Source organism: Alteromonas sp. ABH4_457 (genome assembly GCF_056160625.1).
The window spans coordinates 715338-737082 of the sequence record NZ_JBSWXN010000002.1 but is presented as its reverse complement, the minus strand read 5'-3'; the positions used below and the strand labels follow the sequence as shown (position 1 = coordinate 737082).

At 47.3% G+C, this 21745-nt stretch carries 22 protein-coding genes; 11 read left to right on the top strand and 11 right to left on the bottom strand.

All coding sequences use genetic code 11. The features are described from left to right. Positions 1 to 442: 442 nt before the first annotated feature. Positions 443 to 976 carry a gamma carbonic anhydrase family protein gene (locus tag ACXAGR_RS06455; protein WP_474848798.1) on the top strand — a complete coding sequence of 178 codons (534 nt, stop codon included), beginning with the start codon at positions 443 to 445 and terminating at the stop codon, positions 974 to 976. Between the two features lie 14 nt (positions 977 to 990). Here the strand turns inward: ACXAGR_RS06455 and aroE are convergent, their stop codons facing one another. Then, the gene (gene aroE / locus ACXAGR_RS06450) at positions 991 to 1800 is read right to left on the bottom strand and encodes a shikimate dehydrogenase (protein ID WP_474848796.1); all 810 of its coding nucleotides are present in this window, start codon (positions 1798 to 1800) and stop codon (positions 991 to 993) included. On the opposite strand from aroE, the gene ACXAGR_RS06445 reads away from it, so the two are divergent. After that, a complete protein-coding gene (locus ACXAGR_RS06445; protein WP_474848794.1) occupies positions 1799 to 2233 on the top strand; it encodes a group II truncated hemoglobin in 435 nt (144 codons plus the stop codon). The genes aroE and ACXAGR_RS06445 overlap by 2 nt on opposite strands. A 68-nt stretch (positions 2234 to 2301) precedes the next feature. On the opposite strand, the gene ACXAGR_RS06440 is transcribed toward ACXAGR_RS06445, so the two are convergent. The 7 genes from ACXAGR_RS06440 to ACXAGR_RS06410 form a co-directional block, all read right to left on the bottom strand. Then, positions 2302 to 2976: an OmpW/AlkL family protein gene (locus tag ACXAGR_RS06440; protein ID WP_474848792.1), complete on the bottom strand. Its 675-nt coding sequence runs from the start codon at positions 2974 to 2976 to the stop codon at positions 2302 to 2304. Positions 2977 to 3121: 145 nt separating this feature from the next. Further along, the gene (gene hemF / locus ACXAGR_RS06435; RefSeq protein WP_474848790.1) at positions 3122 to 4045 is read right to left on the bottom strand and encodes an oxygen-dependent coproporphyrinogen oxidase; all 924 of its coding nucleotides are present in this window, start codon (positions 4043 to 4045) and stop codon (positions 3122 to 3124) included. Positions 4046 to 4048: 3 nt separating this feature from the next. Further along, positions 4049 to 4609: an L-threonylcarbamoyladenylate synthase type 1 TsaC gene (gene tsaC, locus ACXAGR_RS06430; RefSeq protein WP_474842351.1), complete on the bottom strand. Its 561-nt coding sequence runs from the start codon at positions 4607 to 4609 to the stop codon at positions 4049 to 4051. Beyond that, positions 4602 to 5159, bottom strand: a complete 558-nt coding sequence (locus ACXAGR_RS06425) for a DNA topoisomerase family protein (RefSeq protein WP_474848788.1) — start codon at positions 5157 to 5159, stop codon at positions 4602 to 4604. The genes tsaC and ACXAGR_RS06425 overlap by 8 nt, the downstream gene beginning before the upstream one ends. 67 nt (positions 5160 to 5226) lie before the next feature. Then, entirely contained in the window at positions 5227 to 5703 is a 477-nt protein-coding gene (locus ACXAGR_RS06420; RefSeq protein WP_119499443.1) for a DUF494 family protein, read from the bottom strand. 3 nt (positions 5704 to 5706) lie between these two features. After that, positions 5707 to 6843 carry a DNA-processing protein DprA gene (gene dprA / locus ACXAGR_RS06415; protein WP_474848786.1) on the bottom strand — a complete coding sequence of 379 codons (1137 nt, stop codon included), beginning with the start codon at positions 6841 to 6843 and terminating at the stop codon, positions 5707 to 5709. A 36-nt stretch (positions 6844 to 6879) separates the two neighbouring features. After that, complete coding sequence (locus ACXAGR_RS06410) at positions 6880 to 8049, bottom strand: LysM peptidoglycan-binding domain-containing protein (protein ID WP_474848784.1); 1170 nt, start codon at positions 8047 to 8049, stop codon at positions 6880 to 6882. A 106-nt stretch (positions 8050 to 8155) separates the two neighbouring features. Here ACXAGR_RS06410 and def point away from each other — a divergent pair, with 106 nt between their 5' ends. The 4 genes from def to trkA are packed head-to-tail and all read left to right on the top strand — an operon-like array spanning position 8156 to position 12363. Continuing rightward, positions 8156 to 8665 carry a peptide deformylase gene (gene def, locus ACXAGR_RS06405; protein WP_119499442.1) on the top strand — a complete coding sequence of 170 codons (510 nt, stop codon included), beginning with the start codon at positions 8156 to 8158 and terminating at the stop codon, positions 8663 to 8665. Positions 8666 to 8673: 8 nt separating this feature from the next. Beyond that, positions 8674 to 9630 (top strand): methionyl-tRNA formyltransferase, encoded by a 957-nt coding sequence (gene fmt, locus ACXAGR_RS06400; protein ID WP_474848782.1) that lies wholly within the window; start codon positions 8674 to 8676, stop codon positions 9628 to 9630. After that, the gene (gene rsmB, locus ACXAGR_RS06395) at positions 9630 to 10958 is read left to right on the top strand and encodes a 16S rRNA (cytosine(967)-C(5))-methyltransferase RsmB (protein WP_474848780.1); all 1329 of its coding nucleotides are present in this window, start codon (positions 9630 to 9632) and stop codon (positions 10956 to 10958) included. Before fmt ends, rsmB begins: the two co-directional genes overlap by 1 nt. Before the next feature lie 25 nt (positions 10959 to 10983). Next, on the top strand, positions 10984 to 12363 hold the full coding sequence (gene trkA, locus ACXAGR_RS06390; RefSeq protein WP_474848778.1) for a Trk system potassium transporter TrkA: 1380 nt from the start codon (positions 10984 to 10986) through the stop codon (positions 12361 to 12363). Between the two features lie 45 nt (positions 12364 to 12408). Here the strand turns inward: trkA and ACXAGR_RS06385 are convergent, their stop codons facing one another. Continuing rightward, entirely contained in the window at positions 12409 to 13860 is a 1452-nt protein-coding gene (locus ACXAGR_RS06385; RefSeq protein WP_119499438.1) for a TrkH family potassium uptake protein, read from the bottom strand. Positions 13861 to 13995: 135 nt separating this feature from the next. Continuing rightward, a complete protein-coding gene (elbB, locus tag ACXAGR_RS06380) occupies positions 13996 to 14649 on the bottom strand; it encodes an isoprenoid biosynthesis glyoxalase ElbB (RefSeq protein ID WP_474848776.1) in 654 nt (217 codons plus the stop codon). A 435-nt stretch (positions 14650 to 15084) separates the two neighbouring features. Here elbB and polA point away from each other — a divergent pair, with 435 nt between their 5' ends. Next, positions 15085 to 17862: a DNA polymerase I gene (gene polA / locus ACXAGR_RS06375; protein WP_474848774.1), complete on the top strand. Its 2778-nt coding sequence runs from the start codon at positions 15085 to 15087 to the stop codon at positions 17860 to 17862. Between the two features lie 403 nt (positions 17863 to 18265). On the opposite strand, the gene yihA is transcribed toward polA, so the two are convergent. Next, positions 18266 to 18877, bottom strand: coding sequence for a ribosome biogenesis GTP-binding protein YihA/YsxC (yihA, locus tag ACXAGR_RS06370; protein ID WP_119499436.1), 612 nt, complete (start codon positions 18875 to 18877; stop codon positions 18266 to 18268). Between the two features lie 175 nt (positions 18878 to 19052). Between yihA and ACXAGR_RS06365 the strand changes: the two genes are divergently transcribed. The 4 genes from ACXAGR_RS06365 (at position 19053) to ACXAGR_RS06350 (ending at position 21717) form a co-directional block, all read left to right on the top strand. Next, positions 19053 to 19676 carry a c-type cytochrome gene (locus ACXAGR_RS06365; RefSeq protein WP_474848772.1) on the top strand — a complete coding sequence of 208 codons (624 nt, stop codon included), beginning with the start codon at positions 19053 to 19055 and terminating at the stop codon, positions 19674 to 19676. A 350-nt stretch (positions 19677 to 20026) separates the two neighbouring features. Next, on the top strand, positions 20027 to 20698 hold the full coding sequence (locus ACXAGR_RS06360) for a class I SAM-dependent methyltransferase (protein ID WP_474848770.1): 672 nt from the start codon (positions 20027 to 20029) through the stop codon (positions 20696 to 20698). Positions 20699 to 20725: 27 nt separating this feature from the next. Continuing rightward, positions 20726 to 21229 carry a Der GTPase-activating protein YihI gene (gene yihI / locus ACXAGR_RS06355; RefSeq protein WP_303572558.1) on the top strand — a complete coding sequence of 168 codons (504 nt, stop codon included), beginning with the start codon at positions 20726 to 20728 and terminating at the stop codon, positions 21227 to 21229. A gap of 14 nt (positions 21230 to 21243) precedes the next feature. Then, positions 21244 to 21717 carry a DUF2489 domain-containing protein gene (locus tag ACXAGR_RS06350; RefSeq protein ID WP_474848768.1) on the top strand — a complete coding sequence of 158 codons (474 nt, stop codon included), beginning with the start codon at positions 21244 to 21246 and terminating at the stop codon, positions 21715 to 21717. Positions 21718 to 21745 lie beyond the last annotated feature (28 nt).

The following is a 21745-nucleotide window of genomic DNA, read 5'->3' as shown; positions in this document are numbered from 1 at the left end:
AAATATATCGAAAAACTTTTATGAATCGTCGGTTGACACTCTTAACGAGTGCCCACACAGATTGTCTTGTTATAAATTTTTAAAGAACAATGCTAAGAATTTTCTTAGCTGCTTCAGTGTTTCTCCCTGAAGCGGGACGCGCATTCTACGCGCTTCGTTTTCAGTGTCAACAACTTTTTGAATTTAATTTCGAATAGTTGCTTCTGAAAACTGCTTATTGAATTTAGCCCTAAGCCTTATTCTATAAGCACTTCGCGGTGTCTGTCAGTGACGTTCCCCGTCGAAGTGGTGCGCATTATAGGGAGTTCAGTTCGCACGTCAACGGTTATTTTCAAAAAACTGAAACAATTCATCTGAACGCTTATTTCTTATACTTTCACGCCTATAAAGCGAGCGATCACACGGGTATAGTACCGTTATTATTGATTATGAGAGCTTTACTATGCCTGTCAGAAAGTACAATTCTGTTTCCCCTTCTATTGCTGATAACTGTTATATCGATGACTCAAGCGTGCTTGTCGGAGATATCGCTATAGGATCAGATTCAAGTATATGGCCACTGGTTGCAGCCAGAGGCGATGTTAATTATATAAAGATAGGCGACCGCACAAATGTTCAGGACGGTTCAGTGCTTCACGTCACCAGGAAATCTGCCGGTAATCCTGAAGGTAACCCACTAATTATTGGTGATGATGTAACGATAGGACATAAATGCATGCTTCACGGATGCACACTGGGCAACCGTATACTCGTCGGTATGGGTGCCATTGTGATGGATGGTGCTGTTGTAGAAGATGATGTGTTTATCGGAGCAGGTACATTAGTCCCGCCAAACAAGCGCCTTGAGAGTGGCTACTTATATGTAGGCAATCCAATGGTGAAAAAGCGCCCGCTCAAAGAGAGTGAACAGGCCTTTCTTAAGATTTCGGCAGACAACTATGTCCGGCTGAAAGATGAATACCTTACACAAGGCTGAATCTGAACTACCGTTTAAGGACGAAGTTTCTGAATAACACCGGCAGTCTCCGGCCTTTTACCTGTCCAGATGGTGAATGCTGCAGCTGCCTGTTCCACCAGCATACCAAATCCGTCTTTGGTTCCTGCAGCCCCTTTCTCAGCAGCATACTGCATAAAGCGTGTTGGCTGACTACTGTATACCATGTCGTAAGCCAACTCGCATTTACCGAACATACTGTCGGACACAACTGGCAGATCGCCCGTCAAACTCGCTGACGTGCAATTAATAATAATATGGGCTTCAACGCTGACGAGCTCGTCAGCCGTTATCGCTTCAAACTTAGGGTTTGCTATATCTGACACAATCGCCTGTGCTTTGGCAAAAGTACGGTTAGCAATAAATAATGACTCCGGATTTTCTCTCAATAATGGCCCTGCTACACCGCGGGTAGCGCCACCGGCACCAATAAGTAAAATACGCTTTCCGCTTAAAGTTCCTATTGTACTGAGTAAGTCCGCAACCAGTCCCATGCCGTCAGTCGTATAACCATTCAGGCAGCCGTCTACTTTATGCAGGGTATTAACGGCTTTTGCGGTTGCCGCCTCTTCATTACAATTTGCTTCACTTAATTTGAACGCTCTTTCCTTGAACGGGACTGTAACATTACATCCCAAAGCCCGCTCATCAGCAAAAAAATTCGTAACTGTATCTTCGAAACCTTCAATGGGCGCTTCAATCTTTTCATATTGAATGGTCTCCCCGGTTAAATCAGCAAACATATGATGAATTGCAGGTGATAAACTCTGAGAAATCGGGTTTCCAAATACAGCGAATTTTTTCATGGGTCTCTTTAGCTTATTAAACAAATCAAAGAAAACGTCTTCAGACACAACCCCCTCCACACCCTATGAAGCAATCGGGGGAGAAGAAACGGTAAAACTTATTGCCAACCGATTCTATGACATCATGGAACAAGATCCTATGGCTGAAGAGTTACTTGCAATACATCCGCAACCAATGGACAGAATAAGACATGTCTTTTTTCTTTATTTAACCATGTGGCTTGGCGGTCCCAATGAGTTTGAAAAGCAATTTGGTCATCCCCGCTTGCGTGCCAGACACCTTGGTTTTGCTGTGACACCTGCACTGAAGCGTCAATGGATGTATTGCATGCGAAAGGCAATGTTGCAATCGGTTCACGACATTGCTCTTGCAGAGAAGTTACTGGAAGCACTGGATCAACTCGCAGAACATATGATTAATACGGAACAATAAAAAAGCCCTCCGGATAAGGAGGGCAAAAGGCAAGTGCGAAAAACGCATGGAAACTAAATGTCAGATGCTCAGAATGTGTAACCTACAGAAATAGTGTAAACCCAGGGATCAATCTGAATATCGTTTACGCTTCCCTGAGCTTCACCCACATTGAAGGTGGCTTCGGTATCAATATCAATCCACCTTACCGACGCATTAATGTGCCAGTCGTTATTCAGCATGTAATCCGCACCGATTTGTGCAGAAACACCAAAGGAGTTATCCAGATCTAAATCTGTCAGTCCTGCATCCCCGTTAGCTGAAGTGAATTCCTCGTCAAAAATGAATGTATAGTTCAGACCCGCACCGATATAAGGCTGGAACACTGCCGCGGGATCATTGAAGTAGTAATTAACGGTTAATGTAGGGGGTAAGTGTGTCACTTCTCCCAGCTTATCACCTGTGCCCAGCGGGTCAGACACACCAAAACTGACGTCATGGCTGAATGGTGTCGCTGCGAGTAATTCGATATTGATATTGTCGGTTATGAAATACGCAACATTCAGACCCAGTTGGGTATCGTTATCAACCGACAAATCTACGCCTAAATCTGCACCACCGGCAATAATGGTGGATGTTTCGTCGTCAGGTGCAACCGTTGTAAGACCGCCACGTACAACCCAGTCGCCTTTTTCATATGCTTGAGCGGCAGGAGCAGCAATGAGGGCTGCGAGGATAACAGTAGCCAGAGTGGTTGTTTTCATTTCGATTCTCTCGTGTGTTTAACGTTGATGTGCGTACTGTACGCCTTAGGAGAATCAAAATGTTGATCTGGAACAACAGAAAAAAATGGTTTTAAAATCAGCTTCCTGACCATTGATCTGAATCAATAGTCAGGATAAGCAGAGCTTACCAGTCTGTGGGTTTCAGCCAGTTAGCCAGCTTCGCTTCAGCGCTGCCTGCGGGCGCTTCGAAGCCATATTCCCAGCGGGCAAGGGGCGGCATGGACATCAGAATGGACTCTGTACGGCCACCGGTTTGTAACCCGAACAACGTGCCGCGGTCATACACCAGATTGAACTCGACATAACGTCCGCGACGATAAAGCTGAAATTGGCGTTCACGTTCTGAGTAAGACATGCCTTTACGGCGTTCAACGACCGGAACATATGCGTCCAGATAGCCATTACCTACTGACTGCATAAATTCGAAGCTTTTATCAAATCCCCATTCATTAAGGTCATCAAAAAAGAGACCGCCAACGCCACGGGTTTCGTCACGATGTTTCAGATAAAAATAGTCATCACACCATTTCTTATATCTGGCATAAATATCATCACCAAAAGGAGCACAGCACTTTTTAGCGGTGTCGTGCCAGTGCTGAACATCTTCTTTAAAGGGATAGAAAGGCGTGAGGTCAAAGCCACCACCAAACCACCAGATGGGTGTCTCTCCCGGCTTTTCAGCAATAAAAAAACGCACATTGGCATGAGAGGTGGGTACATAGGGGTTGTGGGGATGAATAACCAGAGACACCCCCATTGCCTGAAAACTTCTGCCGGCCAGCTCAGGACGTGATGCAGTTGCTGAAGCCGGCATGGCTCCGCCGAACACGTGACTGAAATTGACACCGCCCTGCTCTATCACCGCGCCGTTTTTAAGCACTCTTGAGCGGCCACCGCCCCCCAATTCTCTTTCCCAGCAGTCTTCTACGAACTGACCTTTGCCGTCAACCAGCTCCAGTGTCTGACAGATGTTATCCTGCAAGGCCAGCAGGAAAGCTTTAACTTTTTCTATTGCCTTGTTTGTGTCTTCAATATTCATTGTTTGCATTTTTTAATCTCTGATCACCCGGCCGGAATCGCAATCCCGGATTGTACTGGGCCTGTCCAGTCCGCCCACATCGCCGTCAATGTAGATAACACTGTCTGCAAAGTATGCTCTTGCTTCACCCTGTGTTCTTGCAGGTTCTTCACCGGAAGGATTGGCGCTGGTAGAAACCAGAGGCTTGCCCAGCTTTTCACACAATGCTTTCACTACCGGATGTGTTGTCACCCGAACCGCTATTTTTTCGTGAGAACCTGTGATCCAACCGGGCGCTGTTTTGGACTTCGGCAAAAGCCAGGTATTCGGCCCGGGCCATGATGAGAAAATTTGCGCTCTGCGATCAGGAGGAACAGCATTGTCATTAACGTAAGGCAGCAAACGGGAATAGGTATCAGCAATAAGGATCATGCCTTTTTCAACCGGACGTTGCTTCAGTTGTAATAGTTTGTGAACCGCCAGCTCATTATCAGGGTCGCACCCTATCCCCATTACCGCTTCGGTGGGATAAACAATTAACGCTCCCTGTTCAAACGCTTCTTTTACAGGGTCAATCTGTTGTTCATTACTCATTTTCGGGCTCTGCCTGATAATCGCATTTAACTTGCGGGCAGCACACTTTGCCTTTTTTATTGATCAAAAGGCCCCAGCCACAATCTGGACAGCTACCCGGAACGGGCGGGAAATTTACCACATACTTGCATTGAGGATAATGATTGCACGCATAAAAGCGCTTTCCGTATTTATTTGTGCGCTCAATGATGTGTCCGGTATTACATTGGGGACAAATGATCTGCGTGTCCTCCTGCTGTTTTACCGGCTCAATATGATGACATTCAGGAAAATTTGTACAGCCAATAAACATACCGTAGCGACCTTTTTTAATGGCCATCGTACTACCGCAGTCGGGACACATCGTGCCGGCGATTTCTTTTAACGTTGTGGTTTGTTGATCGTGTAACGGCTTACTGAAATGACATTCGGGATAAGCCGTACACCCAAGGAAAGGGCCACTCTTGCTATTTCGGATTTGAAGATGACTGCCGCATTCCGGGCAGTCACCGAAGGCGTGCTCAAGCGCATGCTCATGAGCACTGAATAAGGAATGATCTATTTTTGACATGAACCCCTGATACCTTAGAGCACAAATTCAGGAGGCATCCCGGGGACCATGCCGGTACTACTCCTGATTAATGCAGCGTACCATCAGATTCTTCAAACAGAAGATCTTCCATCTGTGCATACGCATTCTCTTTACCGGGCACGTTGAATAACACCATCAACACGACCCATTTTAAATCTTCAAGACAGAACTCAGGAGAGTCTATTTCCATCACTCTGTCGATAACCATTTCACGTGTAGAAGCGTCGAGTACACCAACCTGCTCTAAAAACAGCAGGAATCCCTGGCACTCCACATCCAGACGCATTTGCTCTTCCTGGGTATAAATGCGGCTGACGCCAGATGATATACGCTGACAGAAATACGGCTTGTTATCCGTTTCCTGGAGCGCAGCCAGTTTCTCCAGCCATGCTAACGCCTTATAGATTTCATCATGATGAAAGCCAGCGCGTATTAACTCATCCGTCAGTTCGTCCTGATCGACGCGGATTTCCGTTTCGCTATGAATGAAGTTCTCAAACAGATACATGAGGATGTCGAACATGGTTTATTTCCCCCTCAATTTGACGTAACCACCGGGAACGGGGGTTACGAGACCACGCAGTTCATATTCTAATAATGCCGCCATAACCGCTGATACAGGCAGTGCGCTGCGTTCGGCAATGATGTCAACGCCAGTTACATCAAAGTCCACACTATCTAATAATTTATCGGTTGCCAAGTTTTGATCTTCACTTTTTTGTTGTTGCTCAGCTGCGGCAGCAACGGGCGATCTGGCAAGATGGTTAAATTCCTCCAGGATGTGGTCTGCAGTTACCACAAGTTTAGCACCTTGCTGAATAAGTGCATGACAACCTTCTGTCTGCACATTTGCGATATTGCCCGGCACAGCGAACACTTCGCGTCCCAGATCTGCGGCCAGATTGGCAGTTATCAAGGTACCACTCTTTATTGTTGCTTCGACCACCAGCGTACCGGCTGAAATGGCAGCGATTAAGCGGTTTCTGCCAGGAAAGTGATGACGCTTCGGTGGTGTGCCGGGTGAAAACTCAGACACGAGCAATCCATTATGACTGACGATTTCCTCTGCCAGATGAATGTTCCGGCGGGGATAGATAACATCCGGCCCGCTTCCCAGAAAGGCTACCGTTCTGCCCTCTATGGCATTGGCAGCCTTATGGGCTGCGGCATCAATTCCGCTGGCAAGGCCGCTGGTCACAGTGACGCCGGCAGCGGCCAGCTGTGAGGCAAATAATGCAGCATTTGAAAGACCTGCCCGGGTAGCCATTCTGCTGCCGACAACCGCAATCTGCGGATCGCCAAGACGTGAAGTATTCCCTCTGGCAAACAAGAGTAATGGTGGTGATGTCAGACTACTGAACCCTGATGGCCAGTCCGGCATGTCCCGGGTAATGATCTGATTCGCCGGGTCTCTGTCCAGCCAGCGATAAGCCTGTTCATGAAGCTTGTCATTTGCAGATGTCCGTAACTGGCGAATCTGTGCCAGCTGTTCAGAAGTAAGAGGATGGTCAGGATTTGTCATCCACTCATCGGAATGGAGAAAGGCCCGGGCTGAAATGCTATATTTATTGAGTAGCGCATTCCATTTCGCTGTAGTCATGGCCGGCACTGATGCCAGTGTCAGCCAGGAATGTATTGAAGTGTTTTGATGATTTTTCCGCATACCGCAGCCCCTCAGCTACGGTATGGGTTATCCTGGTTAAGGATTAGCGACAATAGCGCCCGTCTTCACCAGTTCTCTGGCACGGGTAATGATGCCGTAGCTGGCTTTATCAAATGTTTTGAAAATGACGATTTCGCCGATTTTAATGGCCGGCTGATGCACCGTGCTGCCATCGTTAAACACGCTGTACATGGCATTATTTTCGCCAGCGTATTTGGGTAATTCACCGTCAATAATATCTGGCCCCTGAGAATAAAGTCCCATCACAGTGCCGGGAGACACTTGCTCAGAACCTAAATCTACAATGACCACATCGTCTTTACCCAGCAACTGATGCTGATGAAGGTTTCCTACCACAAAACCCCGCTGTTCAGGCGTTGCAGCCTGCAGCACGAGATCCTGCCGGTCTGTGAAATCTCCGTCATACAGCCGGTCGCCACGGGCTGCTTCAAAGTTTGATTTGGTGACTTTGACCAGCCACTGGAACGGCACGGTATCGTCAATCATATTGGCATCAGCAACATGATGAACCTGAATCCCGAGGATCTCTCCGTCCAGGTTTTCAATAGTAGATTGTCTGCGGACTACACGATACTGATCTGAAGATCGGCCGTAACTCCGGCTGATCACTAAATCGTCGGTAACAAAACGGATATCGCCGGTTTGATTACCGAGAATATGGGGCAGCTTTTCATAGACCTCTTCATCCAGTAATTCATTTTGATTGATGTAAGGAGCAATAACGGACCAGGGCAACATACTGATGGGGTCAGGCTTATTTTGTTTACGCAGGGACGGTCCGAGGGTGATGTGTTTTTTATCCCGCTGAACTACCAGTACCGGCTGACCGTCGACAATACGTATTACAAGAACGTCGCCGGGGTAAATCAAATGAGGATTGATAATTTGAGTATTGTTACGCCACAGCTCCGGCCATAGCCAGGGCTTGTCCAGAAACAGGCTGGCAATATCCCATAACGTATCATTGCGTTTCACTGTATAGGTTTGCGGGGCATCTTCTTTTAACGTGACTGCCTGAGCTAACCCTGTAAGGCAGCTTAAGATCACTGTCACTGCGGTCAGGGCAGCGGCAAAGCGCTTTCTAATCAATCCGGTTGTCATGTTTGCTCCAACCACTCCTGTTGAAATTTTCGACATTGACTCTATATCGGCCATGTATCCGCTATTTCCAGCAAAAAACTGCACGGCAGTTACCGTTATACGATAGAATAGTATCAGAAACCAATGTGTAAATAGCGCTGGCTATTGGATCGTATATTAATTCATACACGCAAGCGAAGCAGAACGACAGATGGCAATTTTAGACGTATTAAGTTTTCCTGACGAACGCCTACGTACCGTAGCGAAGCCCGTTGAGTCAGTAGATGAAGAAATTAAGCAACTGATCTCGGACATGTTCGAAACCATGCGCGATGAGAAAGGCATCGGCCTTGCCGCCACGCAGGTAGACAGACATGTACAGGTTGTAGTGATGGATGTATCTGAAAATCAGGATACGCCCAGAGTATTCGTGAACCCTGAAATCACAGCGAAAGATGGTTCCACCATCAGTGAGGAAGGCTGTTTATCGGTACCCGGTAATTACGCCAAAGTAGACCGTGCAGAACGGGTGACTGTTAAAGCACTGGACGGTGAAGGGAATCCTTTTGAGCTTGAAGCTGACGGTCTGCTGGCTATCTGTATTCAGCACGAACTGGATCATCTGAAAGGTAAATTGTTTATTGATTACCTGTCACCGCTGAAACGCCAGCGTATCCGGAAGAAGTTAGAAAAAGAAGCAAGACTGGCTGCTAAGGCCTAGGACTATTTGTGACCACACCACTACGAATCATTTTTGCCGGTACGCCGGATTTTGCTGCCGACCATTTACGCGCCCTGCTCGGTTCTGAGCATGAGGTTATTGCTGTTTATACGCAACCTGACCGTCCTGCCGGACGGGGCAAAAAGCTGACGCCCAGCCCTGTAAAAGTATTAGCTGAAGAAAATGGCATCGATGTTTATCAGCCTGCTTCTTTAAAAGCACGGGAAACTCAGGAAACGCTGAATGAGTTGAACGCTGATGTGATGGTAGTAGTGGCTTATGGTTTGTTACTGCCGCAGGCTGTTCTGGATATGCCCCGCTCAGGCTGCATAAACGTACATGGCTCTATTTTACCGAAATGGCGCGGAGCGGCACCTATTCAACGCTCTTTGTGGGCAGGCGATGAAGAAACCGGCGTGACCATTATGCAAATGGATGTTGGCTTAGATACCGGCGATATGTTGCATATTGCCAGGCTGCCTGTTGAACCGGAAGATACCAGTGCCACGCTCTACGATAAGCTTGCGAAGCTGGGGCCTGAGGCTCTGGTTAACGTGCTGAACGATTTGGAAAGCTATACTGCAAAAGCAGAAAAGCAGGATGATAATCTGGCCTCCTACGCGAAGAAGCTCAGTAAAGAAGAGGCTCTTATCGACTGGCAGGACAGCGCAGAGCAAATTGAAAGAAACATCCGTGCGTTTAATCCCTGGCCGGTGGCGTGGATGCAAATCGGCAAGGATAACGTGAAAGTATGGTCTGCACATGTGAGCGACAATACGTCAACACAACAACCGGGCACAGTGGTAAGTGCCAGTAAACACGGTATCGTTATTGCCACTGCCACGAAAGATTTAATCATCACCCAACTACAAATCCCCGGCAAAAAAGCGTTGCCGGCAGGCGATGTTGTGAATGCACGGCAGCAATGGTTTGTGGCCGGTAAACTGGTTGGCGGAGAAGCATAATGGCTTCGGTTCAGCCGGTTCCCCTTCCAAGACAAAAGAATTTACGCGCCGATACTGCCTGGGTAATTTTTCAGATCCTGGAAAACGGCAAATCCAGCAGAGAATGTCTTGCTAAAGTACAACGCCGGCATCACGGAAAGGATAACGCCTGGATTCAGGAAATGTCGCTGGGTGTCATGCGTCAACTACCAGTTCTCCAATTCTGGTTGCGGGGATTACTCGATAAGCCTCTGAAAGGGAATAAGAAGATCCTGGAGCACCTGATGCTGCTTGGTCTCTATCAACTGGCTTTCAGCCGGGTATCATCTCACGCAGCAGTAAGCGAAACAGTGAATGCTGCTTCTTATTTGGGTGGTATGTCTTTAAAGGGACTGGTTAACGCTATCCTGCGTAACTTCGAACGTCAGGGGCTGGCAGATAAGCCGGTAGACGATCCCATTATTACAAGCGGATTACCCAAATGGCTATTTAAACGCATTCAGGATGCTTACCCACAGGTGGCCGACCGCATTATTGAACAAACCAATGATCAGGCGCCTATCTGGTTAAGGGTGAATACGTGCCAGGTTTCACGTGAAACCTTTTGTGATGCCCTGACTGAAATGAACATCCCGTTTGAAACAGTGGCTTCCCACCCTCAGGCGGTAAGACTTATCACCCGCAGCGACATTACTGCACTGCCGGGTTACGACAAAGGCTGGTTTGCGGTGCAAGATGGCGCAGCTCAGCTTGCCGCACCTTACCTGGACCCGCAACCCGGTGAAACCATACTGGATTGTTGTGCTGCTCCGGGCGGCAAAACCGGTCATCTGTTTGAAGTTCAGCCTGAACTGGCCCGCTGTATTGCGATCGACAGCGATGCAATACGCCTTGAGCGGGTTAAAGAGAATATGACGCGGTTAAAGCATCATCCTGAAATTAAAACCGGTGATGCATTGCGTCCCGATCAATGGTGGGACGGGAAATTATTCGATCGCATTCTGCTGGATGCGCCCTGCTCTGCAACCGGCGTTATCCGTCGTCATCCTGACATTCGCTGGCTGAGAAAGCCGGCTGATATTGCAGCACTTGGTGCATTGCAGTCGGAAATTCTCGATGTTATGTGGTCATTGTTGAAGCCGGGTGGCACCTTGCTGTACGCCACCTGTTCCATTCTGCCTGACGAGAACCGTGAACAAATAAAGCAATTCCTGGCACGTACTACAGATGCGGAATTGTCTGAGCTTTGTGAGGGTGAAAGCAGAGATTTCCCGGGCCGGCAAATAGCAACCGGTGAGGAACAAATGGATGGTTTCTATTACGCGAGACTGATAAAGTCTTCTCATTAAACTAGTAAGAGTCTGAATTACATCAATGAAAATCATCATTCTTGGCGCGGGACAGGTTGGCGGTACTCTGGCAGAAAACCTGGTTGGTGAAAAGAACGAGATCACAGTAATTGATTCAGATCCCTCTATACTGCGAGCCCTTCAGGACCGCCTTGATCTTCAGGTAGTCGAAGGCGTGGGTTCCCACCCTGATATTCTCAAAAAAGCCGGCGCTGAAGACGCCGATATGCTGATCGCTGTTACAAATAGCGATGAAAGTAACATGCTTGCCTGTCAGGTTGCATACAGTCTGTTTAAAACCCCGACTAAAATTGCCCGCGTTCGCAGTGAGCAATACATCATTTATCAGGAACAGTTGTACCAGGAAAATAACATTCCTGTGGATCACATCATTGCGCCTGAGCAGTTGGTAACCACTGCAATTAAACGTCTTATTGATTATCCCGGTGCGCTTCAGGTGGTGGAATTTGCCGAAGGTAAAGCGAGCCTTGTTGCGGTTAAAGCCTACTATGGCGGTCTGCTGGTTGGACACGCCTTATCAGCCCTGAAAGAACATATGCCCAACGTGGAAACCCGTGTTGCGGCAATTTACCGTCGCGGCCGTCCAATCCGCCCGCTGGGCACGACGGTGATAGAGGCTGATGATGAAGTATTCTTCATTGCTGCCACCAAACATATCCGTGCGGTAATGAGTGAACTGCAGAAACTGGAATCCAGCTACAAACGCATTATGATTGCCGGCGGCGGTCTTATCGGTGCTGGCCTGGCAAAACGTCTCGAGCACAAACACAACGTGAAGCTGATTGAATTCAGCCCTGAACGCGCACAGTATTTATCTGCGAATCTGGATAAAACCATCGTATTTTGTGGTGATGCCTCTGATCCTGAATTACTGAATGAAGAGAGTATCGATCAGGTAGATGCCTTTATTGCTGTCACCAACGATGATGAAGCAAACATCATGTCAGCGATGCTGGCTAAGCGTATGGGTGCACAAAAGGCCATGGTGCTTATCCAGCGCAGTGCTTATGTGGACCTGGTACAGGGAGGTGAAATTGATATTGCATTCTCACCCCAGCAGGCTACGATTTCCGCATTGCTTACCCATATTCGACGCGGTGATATCGTTAACGTATATTCTCTGCGCCGTGGTGCCGCAGAGGCCATAGAAGCCATTGCCCACGGTGACGAAAACACTTCAAAAGTGGTGGGCCGTGAAATCGGCAATATCAAATTACCGCCCGGCACAACAATCGGAGCTGTCGTCAGGGAAGATACGGTAATCATTGCTCACAGTGATACGAAGATAGAAGCCAACGATCACGTGATTCTTTTTCTGGTAGATAAGAAATACATCAATGATGTAGAGAAGCTGTTCCAGCCAAGCGCATTCTTCTTCGGCTGATAACTAGTGATCTACTGATACCACGTTCCGCGCAGTGTGTTTGCGTCAGCTGCGCCAGAACGTAGGTGAAAACAATACCAGCAGTGAGAATACTTCCAGCCGCCCGAATACCATAGCCAGTACCAGCAGCCATTTACCGCCGTCACTCACCTCGGAATAAGTACCCGCTACGCTGCCCAGTCCGGGGCCAAGGTTATTCAATGATGCAGCGGTCGCCGTAAAAGCAGAAATGTTATCCAGACCCGTAGCAATCATACCAATCATGATCACCACAAACACAATGGCATAAGCAGAAAAGAATCCCCACACAGCCTCTACCACCCTGTCAGGCATCGCTCTTTCGCCCAGCTTTACCGAATAGACAGCTTTAGGATGAATGAGGCGGTCAACTTCACGTTTACCCTGCAGGAACAATAACAGTACCCGTACGACTTTCAGACCACCGCCTGTTGAGGACGCACAGCCGCCGATAAAACTGGAGAATATCAGCAAAATAGGCAGGAACGCCGGCCAGGATGAGAAGTCAGTGGTGGCAAAACCGGCAGTGGTACTGATAGACACCGCCTGAATCATAGCCTGATCCAGCGCTTCCTCTGCAGAGGTGTAATAGCCGGATAATGTAAGCACCAGAAAGCAAATCATGATCAGCGTAAACTGAATAAACAGAAATGCCTTAAATTCCGGATCCCGTAAATACCCTTTCAGGGAACGGGAACTTACTGCTGCGTAATGCAAAGAGAAATTCAGTGCCGCAATCAGCAGAAAGACAGAACAAATCACATTCACCATGGGACTATCGAAATAGCCCAGGCTGGCATCATGGGTCGAGAAACCACCTATCGCGACGGTGGCGAAGGAATGACATATCGCATCAAACCAGTCCATACCGGCCAGCCAGTAAGCCACCATGCAGGCAATGGTTAGGGATAAATAAATATACCAGAGATGCTTGGCAGTATCGGCTATACGGGGTGTCATCTTGGAATCTTTCACAGGACCCGGCGTTTCTGCACGGTACAACTGCATGCCCCCGACCCCCAGAATTGGCAGGATAGCCACCGCCAGTACAATGATACCCATACCGCCCAGCCACTGTAATTGCTGACGATAGAATTGAATTGAATGGGGTAGAAACTCTATACCTTCTATCACGGTGGCGCCCGTGGTAGTGAGACCGGAAAAAGATTCAAAAAATGCGTCGGTCACGGTCATGCTGGGCTGTTCAAGCAAGATAAACGGAATCGCACCGAAGCTTGCCAGTACTGTCCAGAACAGGACTACGATAAGAAATCCTTCTTTCGCACGCAGTTCTTTGCGGTGATAGCGGTTCGGATACCACATCATCATGCCCGTGCCCACACAAAGCAGGAATGCAATGATGAAAGGCAAGCCGCTTCCATCTTCAAACATCAGCGATATCAGTGCCGGTGGGATCATTGTCACGCTGAACAATGCAACAAGTAATCCGAGAATCCTTACGATTGCACGATAGTGCATGTGCCGTTGAACCTTATTGTTTTTTTCCCATGCCAGGCATGGTTGTGTGTACTACCCCAATAGCTGACATTATGCGGTGACAAGGGCGAAAGGGAAAGTCCCATTCGCCGATACTCCCCGCCTTGCGGGGAGGTTTTAATTCATTGCCAGTACAGTTTCGACCATTTTGTCAATCCCCGCCTTTGCTTCAAGGATGTCCCCGGCGAGCATATAAGCAGGCGTGGTTACCAGTTTGGCGTCGGTATCAATTACAATCTCATCTACTGCACAGTCAACGTGAACAGCACCCAGTGCATTAATACCTGCGGCAGCACCTTCATCATTGCCAATGGTCACCTTACGCTGACTGCCATAAACAGCTGCTGCCAGTGCCGGAGCAATACAAGCGTAACCGGCCGGTTTGCCCGCCTCTGCAAATGCTCTGCATACAGCGAGTACATCTTCATTCACAGAGCAGTCTGCACCATCAACTGCAAATGTACACAGATTCTTGGCCGCACCAAAACCACCTGGCAAGATGATGGCGTCAAAGTTGTCAGGCTGACATTCGGTAACAGGTTTAATTTCCCCTCTGGCGATACGGGCAGATTCAACCAGCACATTACGCTGTTCGTTTTCAGCCACTTCACCGGTAAGATGATTTACCACATGCATTTGCATGACATCCGGTGCGAAACATTGATATTCAGCGCCATTGCTGCGAATCGCCAATAAAGTAATCACTGCTTCATGTAATTCAGTGCCGTCGAATACACCACTTCCACTTAAAATCACTGCTACTTTTTTCACGTTTCACTCTCCTTTGCTCTGCAAGCCAGACACAGCAGGCGTTATGCCATTTGCGATTAAAAAACAAACAAAAACTATACAAAAATTATCAAACTCTGCTGTCACTGTTTGTTATCAGTATGCTACATTAACTGACCAACTTGGTTAAACAACAAATTCTTAATTCACCAAGTTATCCACACTATCAGGGAAGAATTCGTCAAGGTAATGACATCTCTTCGAATTCCTGCAAAACCTTATATATAAAGATCTACGGATTTTTTTGCCGTATCAGATCTGTGTGCCCGATCCAACTTCTTTTTATTTTGATCACAAAGTTATCCACAGGCGATCCGCTTTTGTGGATCGAACAGCTCCGCAGACGGTTATATGGCTTTAACAGGCGGCCTGTGGCATTCTGCTCACTTTACTAATGCCTGCAATTTAAGTTTCCTTATGTCTGAAAACAAAACTCCTCCCTTTATTCTGGTTGATGGATCTTCTTACCTGTTCCGCGCCTTCCATGGTTTACCTCCACTGACAAATTCTAAAGGTCAGGATACCGGTGCGATTTACGGTGTGATCAACATGCTGAGAAGCCTTATCCGTCAGTACAACCCCACTCACATGGCGGTAGTCTTCGATGCCAAGGGAAAAACCTTCCGCGACGACATGTATAAAGAATACAAGGCAAACCGTCCGCCGATGCCGGAAGAATTACGATCTCAGATTGCACCTTTGCATGACATTATCAGGGCAATGGGCTTGCCGATCATCGTGGAAGAAGGTGTAGAAGCCGATGATGTGATCGGAACCCTTTCACGTCAGGCCACCGAAAAAGGGATCGACACACTCATCAGTACAGGTGACAAAGATATGGCTCAGCTGGTCAATGAGCATGTCACGCTGATCAATACCATGAACAACCAGATCATGACGACTGAGGGTGTTAAGGAAAAATTCGGTATTCCTCCAGAGCTGGTTATTGATTTTCTGGCCCTTAAAGGGGACAAAGTCGATAACATTCCGGGCGTGCCGGGAGTAGGCGACAAAAGTGCACAGGCACTGCTGAACGGGATCGGTGGAATTAAAGCCATTTATGAGAATCTGGACGCTATCGCAGGCCTTTCATTCCGTGGCAGCAAAACCATGGCTGATAAAATGCGTGAGTATGAAGAGCAGGCGCGGTTATCTTATGATCTGGCAACAATAAAGCTGGATGTTGAGATGGATTTCCAGCCGGAAACACTGGTGCCTTTGGAAGCTGATAATACAAAGCTTGCCGCCCTGTTTGCCGAATATGAATTTAAGCGCTGGTTTTCTGAAGTCTCATCCGAATCAGCCGCAGAGGAATCTGCTACCAGCGCAAAAACTGACGAAAGTACCGGTGAAGACGACACTCCTGCACTATCAGACATCGACAAAAGCAAATACGAAACCGTTACAGATAAAGCTGCTTTTGAAAACTGGCTGAAGAAGCTGAAACAGGCACCACTTTTTGCATTTGATACTGAGACCACCAGTCTCGATTATATGGAAGCTGAAATTGTTGGTGTATCTTTCAGTACAGCACCCGGAGAAGCCGCTTACGTACCGGTAGCACATGACTATCCTGATGCACCGGAGCAACTTGACCGTGATTACGTGCTTGGTGCATTAAAGCCGTTGCTGGAGTCAGATTCAGTTAAAAAGGTTGGCCAGCATCTGAAGTACGACAAAAACGTCCTGGCCAATTACGACATCAATTTACAGGGCATTGCTTTTGACACCATGCTTGAGTCTTACGTGCTTAACAGCACGGCAACCCGCCATGACATGGACTCACTGGCGATGGCGTACCTGAATCACAAAACAATCCACTTTGAAGAGATTGCCGGTAAGGGAGCGAAGCAACTTACCTTTAATCAGATTGATTTGAACGAGGCCGCCCCCTATGCCGCCGAAGATGCAGACGTTACTTTAAGGTTGCATGAAGAAATCTGGCGCCGGCTGGAACAGCACGAACCACTGAAAAATTTATTACTGGATGTCGAAGTGCCACTGGCCAGCGTACTGTCCAGGATGGAACAGCTGGGCGTGCTGATAGATTCACAAAAGCTGAATCAGCAAAGCCAGGATCTGGCTAAGCGTATAACTGAACTGGAAGCCAGTGTGCATGAAGCCGCGGGTGAAACATTTAACTTAGGTTCAACTAAACAGCTGCAACAGATTCTGTTTGAGAAATTGTCTTTGCCTGTGATCAAGAAAACGCCCAAAGGCGCCCCGTCTACGTCGGAAGAAGTATTACAGGAACTGGCGCTGGACTACCCTATTCCTAAAATGATCATGGAATACCGTGGTCTGACAAAGCTTAAAAATACTTACACAGACAAGCTGCCAAAGATGATCAATCACCGTACAGGCCGTGTGCATACGTCTTATCATCAGGCAGTCACCGCAACGGGACGGTTGTCTTCCACAGATCCTAACCTGCAGAACATCCCTATCCGCACTGAAGAAGGCCGCAGAGTACGGCAAGCGTTCGTGCCACGGGACGGTTATAAGATTGTCGCCGCGGATTACTCTCAAATAGAGCTGCGTATTATGGCTCATCTTTCTGAAGATCAGGGTTTGCTTGATGCATTCTCGCAGGGCAAAGACATACATAAGGCCACAGCGTCTGAAGTATTTTCAGTGCCTCTTGAGGAAGTAACTGCAGATCAGCGCCGCAGCGCGAAAGCTATCAACTTCGGACTGATATACGGCATGTCAGCTTTTGGTTTGTCCAGACAACTGAATATTCCCCGTAACGACGCACAAAAATACATGGATTTGTATTTTGAACGTTATCCGGGCGTACTGCGCTATATGGATAAAACCCGTGAGCACGCGAAAGAAACCGGCTATGTTGAAACGGTATTCGGGCGCAGACTGTATCTGCCTGACATTAAAGCAAGTAACGGTGCCCGCCGGAAAGGTGCAGAACGTGCGGCAATTAATGCTCCTATGCAGGGTACAGCGGCTGACATCATCAAACTGGCAATGCTGCGTGTTGATGAGTGGATCCAAAAAGAAGCCGCCAGGGACGTATTTATGATGATGCAGGTTCACGATGAGCTGGTTTTTGAAATTAAAGAAGAAGTGGTGGAAGAACGCGTTGCCAGCATTGTAGCCCTGATGGAACAGGCTGCCGCCCTGTCAGTTCCTTTACAGGTTGAAGCCGGTACGGGAGAAAATTGGGACGAGGCACACTAAAACAGTAAGTAGATTACAGCATTTAGCGTATTTATCGTGACAATCACCGATATTTGGTAATTTTATTACAATTTCACTTGCCTTTTCAGCATTCTGTTGTACCCTAATGGATGTAGGGTACAGAGGTGAGAAAGCTGTTTTCAAACCTTTGCTTTAACCCCGGTAGTTTTACCGGGGTTTTTTTATGCCCTTAGAAAAGCCATTCCGAAAGCACCCAAGCAATTGTTTTTATTGGAAAATAAAATAAATCTCAAAAAAACTTCTATTTTTTTTCAATTAATTTGAACTAACCGGCTTAAGGGGCACTCTATATCTTCGGTTTTTATGTGTTTTCTCTCAGTCCTTTTCCCCGGCCACTTTGGTCGGGGATTTTTCTTTCAGCTACAAGAAAACCAAATAACGCCTAAGCGTCCTCTTCCTCATTCAGTTCAAACCACTTATCCAGAACAGCAGCCGCTTCGCTGACACCAATCTTTGATAAAGACGAGAATGCCTGAACAGTAACATCCCCGTTAAAGGCAAGTGCCGCATCTCTGGCAAACATAAATGCTTCTTTTCGTTTACCAGATTTTAACTTATCCGCTTTGGTTAGAAGTGCGAGAACAGGTAACCCTGCATCAACAGCCCAGTAAATAAGATCCTGATCGAGATCTTTAAACGGGTGACGGATATCCATCATGACGACCAGTCCCCGCAAGCTCTTCCGCTTTTGCAGATACTCACCCAGCGAGGCCTGCCACTTCTTTTTCATTGCAATAGGAACCTGCGCAAAGCCGTAGCCCGGCAAGTCAACCAGCCTGCGGGTTTCATCAAGTTCGAAGATATTGATAAGCTGGGTCCGGCCCGGTGTTTTACTGGTCCTCGCCAGGTTCTTTTGTCTTGTCAGTGTATTTAACGCGCTTGATTTTCCGGCGTTTGAACGGCCGGCAAAGGCGACTTCTATGCCCTCATCCTGCTTTAGATGGCGGATATCAGGCGCGCTCATCAGAAACTTAGCTTTTGTGTAATACGACATGTTGAATATCCGTCTATACTTTGCATTTAATTTTAATTTATTTGACACCTGTCAGAAAACGGTTATAAAACCATAGTTTTATTATGGAATAGGTTTTTCTGGCGTGCTAAATGTGTAAAATACAATGATATCACGTATATCGTCGAAGCCGTTTGGTCCTTTGTAGAGATTAGTTATGAAAAAACTGTGTTTAGTTGTTTGTATGACGTTAGGTTTCACCACAAATGCCATGGCGGCAGGCGACCCTGAAGCCGGTAAAGCGAAATCGGCCGTGTGCGCAGCTTGCCACGGAATGGACGGTAACTCTATGATTCCTATGAATCCGAAGATCGCCGGCCAGCATGCAGGGTATCTGCAAAAACAACTAAAAGAGTTCAAACTGGCTTCTCAGACCGGTGGTCAGGAAGGTCGGAACAACGCAGTCATGAATGGTATGGCAGCACCTCTCTCCGAACAGGACATGGCTGACTTAGCCGCCTATTTTGCCTCTCAGGAAGCAAAAGCCGGCGAAACGCCAGAAAATTATGTTGCTGCGGGTCAGGCTTTATATCGCGGCGGTGATGAGAAACGTGGGATCCCCTCCTGCAGCGCATGTCACGGTCCGGATGGTAATGGCATGGGTCTGGCCGGGTTTCCGGATATCAGTGGTCAACATACCGATTACGTAGCCGCACAGCTGAAAGGTTTCAGAGCGGGTCAGCGCGCCAACGATATGAACGCAATGATGCGGGATATAGCGATGAAACTTACAGATGAAGATATCGAAATACTGTCAAACTACCTGGCAGGCCTGCACTAAGTACTTGTTATACAAAGCTTGTTAATTAATTGTAAAAATCACCTTGTTTTTTGAAATTTGTTCTGTAGTATACAACTTCAAGTTTGGTGCTTTGCCTGAAAGCGCACCAGCTATACAACAATAATAAAAAGCAACAGTATAGGATTTTGGATAAAGTGTCAGGAAGACCTTGAACAATAATTCCAGCTCTGTGAAAAATAAGAATAAGGGGAGCACACCCTTGCACTTAGTGCAAATACGGGAGAGGTGTCATCAGACACTGATAAACGAGGTGATGGTTTAGGCCATCACCTTTTTTTCTTTCCGGCGCCTGTTACACTTCACAAATAGCATTCATCCTTTTTAATCCGATGCCAAAACTTACCTGCCCTCTTTGTCAGCATTCAGACATTCAGTTTTATCACGAAGATAAACGTCGTCAGTTTCATCAGTGCCAGCGGTGTGATCTGGTATTTGTTGACGGACGCTCTCTGCCCTCCGCAGAAAGAGAAAAGCAGGAATATGATCTCCATGACAACAACGCTGAAGATGAGGGCTACCGTCGATTTTTACAGCGAGCGATGGAGCCTGTAACGGCCACGGTCACCCCGCCGGCAAAGGGACTGGATTTCGGATGCGGGCCGGCCCCGGTGCTCGCCGGTATGTTAAGCGAATCCGGTTATCATATGTCGGTATACGACCCTTTTTATGCTGATGACAGCACTGCCCTTGAAACATCCGGGTACTATGATTTTATTACCTGTACGGAAGCCATAGAACATTTCCATACGCCGCACCGTGAGATTTCATTGTTAACCCGGTTGTTAGCCGCTAACGGTGTGCTTGTCATTATGACCAAGCGTGTTGAAAGCGCATTGAAATTTGCCAGCTGGCATTACAAAAACGACCTCACCCACGTATCATTTTTCTCTGATCAAACCTTCGCCTTTATTGGTAAACAATATGGGTATGACGTCACTCTTTATAGCAAAGACGTTGTTTTGTTGAAGAAGCATTCACAGATACCTGGTATAATCCGGTAATTAGTTTTTATTAGCAGGAGACACACTATGTCGTCCCGTTCGAAGAAGACCAGAAAAATTGGTCGCATTGGTGTCCGTAAAGATCCGGACTTCCGGAAAAAGAAGCCCGCCGGCTCAGAGAATTCCTCAAAGACAAACAAACATAAAGGTAATCCAGCGGGAAGCCGTAATGTTGTTGAGTCAAAACCAGAGCAAACGAAGGCGGTACGGGTGAACAAAGATCCCCGTCATGGCAGTAAAAAACCAGTGCAATTGATTAAAGCACCGGTAGCCCGTGCGGCAGTGAAAAAGTATGCAACACCGGCTGATGAACTGGCAGCTCTGGAAGCAGATAACCGTTTATCTGATTTGCTGGATAAACTGGATGAAGGACAAGCCATTTCAAAAGCTGAACAACAATACGTTGATGACAAAATGGCACGACATCGTATCCTGTGTGATCTGCTGGGTATTGCTGAAAGCGACGATGAAGATGATGACGATCCGATGGACAGTCTCGATGCCATGAGTATGGACGAATTTAAAGACTAAAGGTGTCAGGTTTTATGTGGTTAACCATTGCTATCATTGCCGGTTTAGTCATTATTCTCGGCCTCGGTTTTTACGCAGGCCGTTTGCTTTTCATGCTTAAACAACAAAATGAGCGGCATAAAGCGGCCCGCGACGTACGGATAGAAAATATTACAGAAAGCATTATTGTCATCAGCAAAGCGATGCAGCAACAACAATGTGAGTTATCTGAAGGTGCTATCCGGATCACGAAGCTGTTAAACACTTTACCACTGGAAACCCCGCCTGATTACCGCTCTGAGTTTCCTCACATTCATGCTTTGTACGTGGAAATCAGTGGCTTTGCTATTTTGGAAGAGCGCAAGCAGCTTCCGTTAAAAGAGCGTAAGAAGCAGGATGATGCACGGGAGCAGATTGAATCTGAATACGAATCCCGCGTTCTCAGGGAACTGGATGCGATAAGAAGCTGGAGCGAAAACCTCAGCCAACGTACTTCAGCATCGAAATAACTGATAACTCTCAGCGGCCGTATTTAAC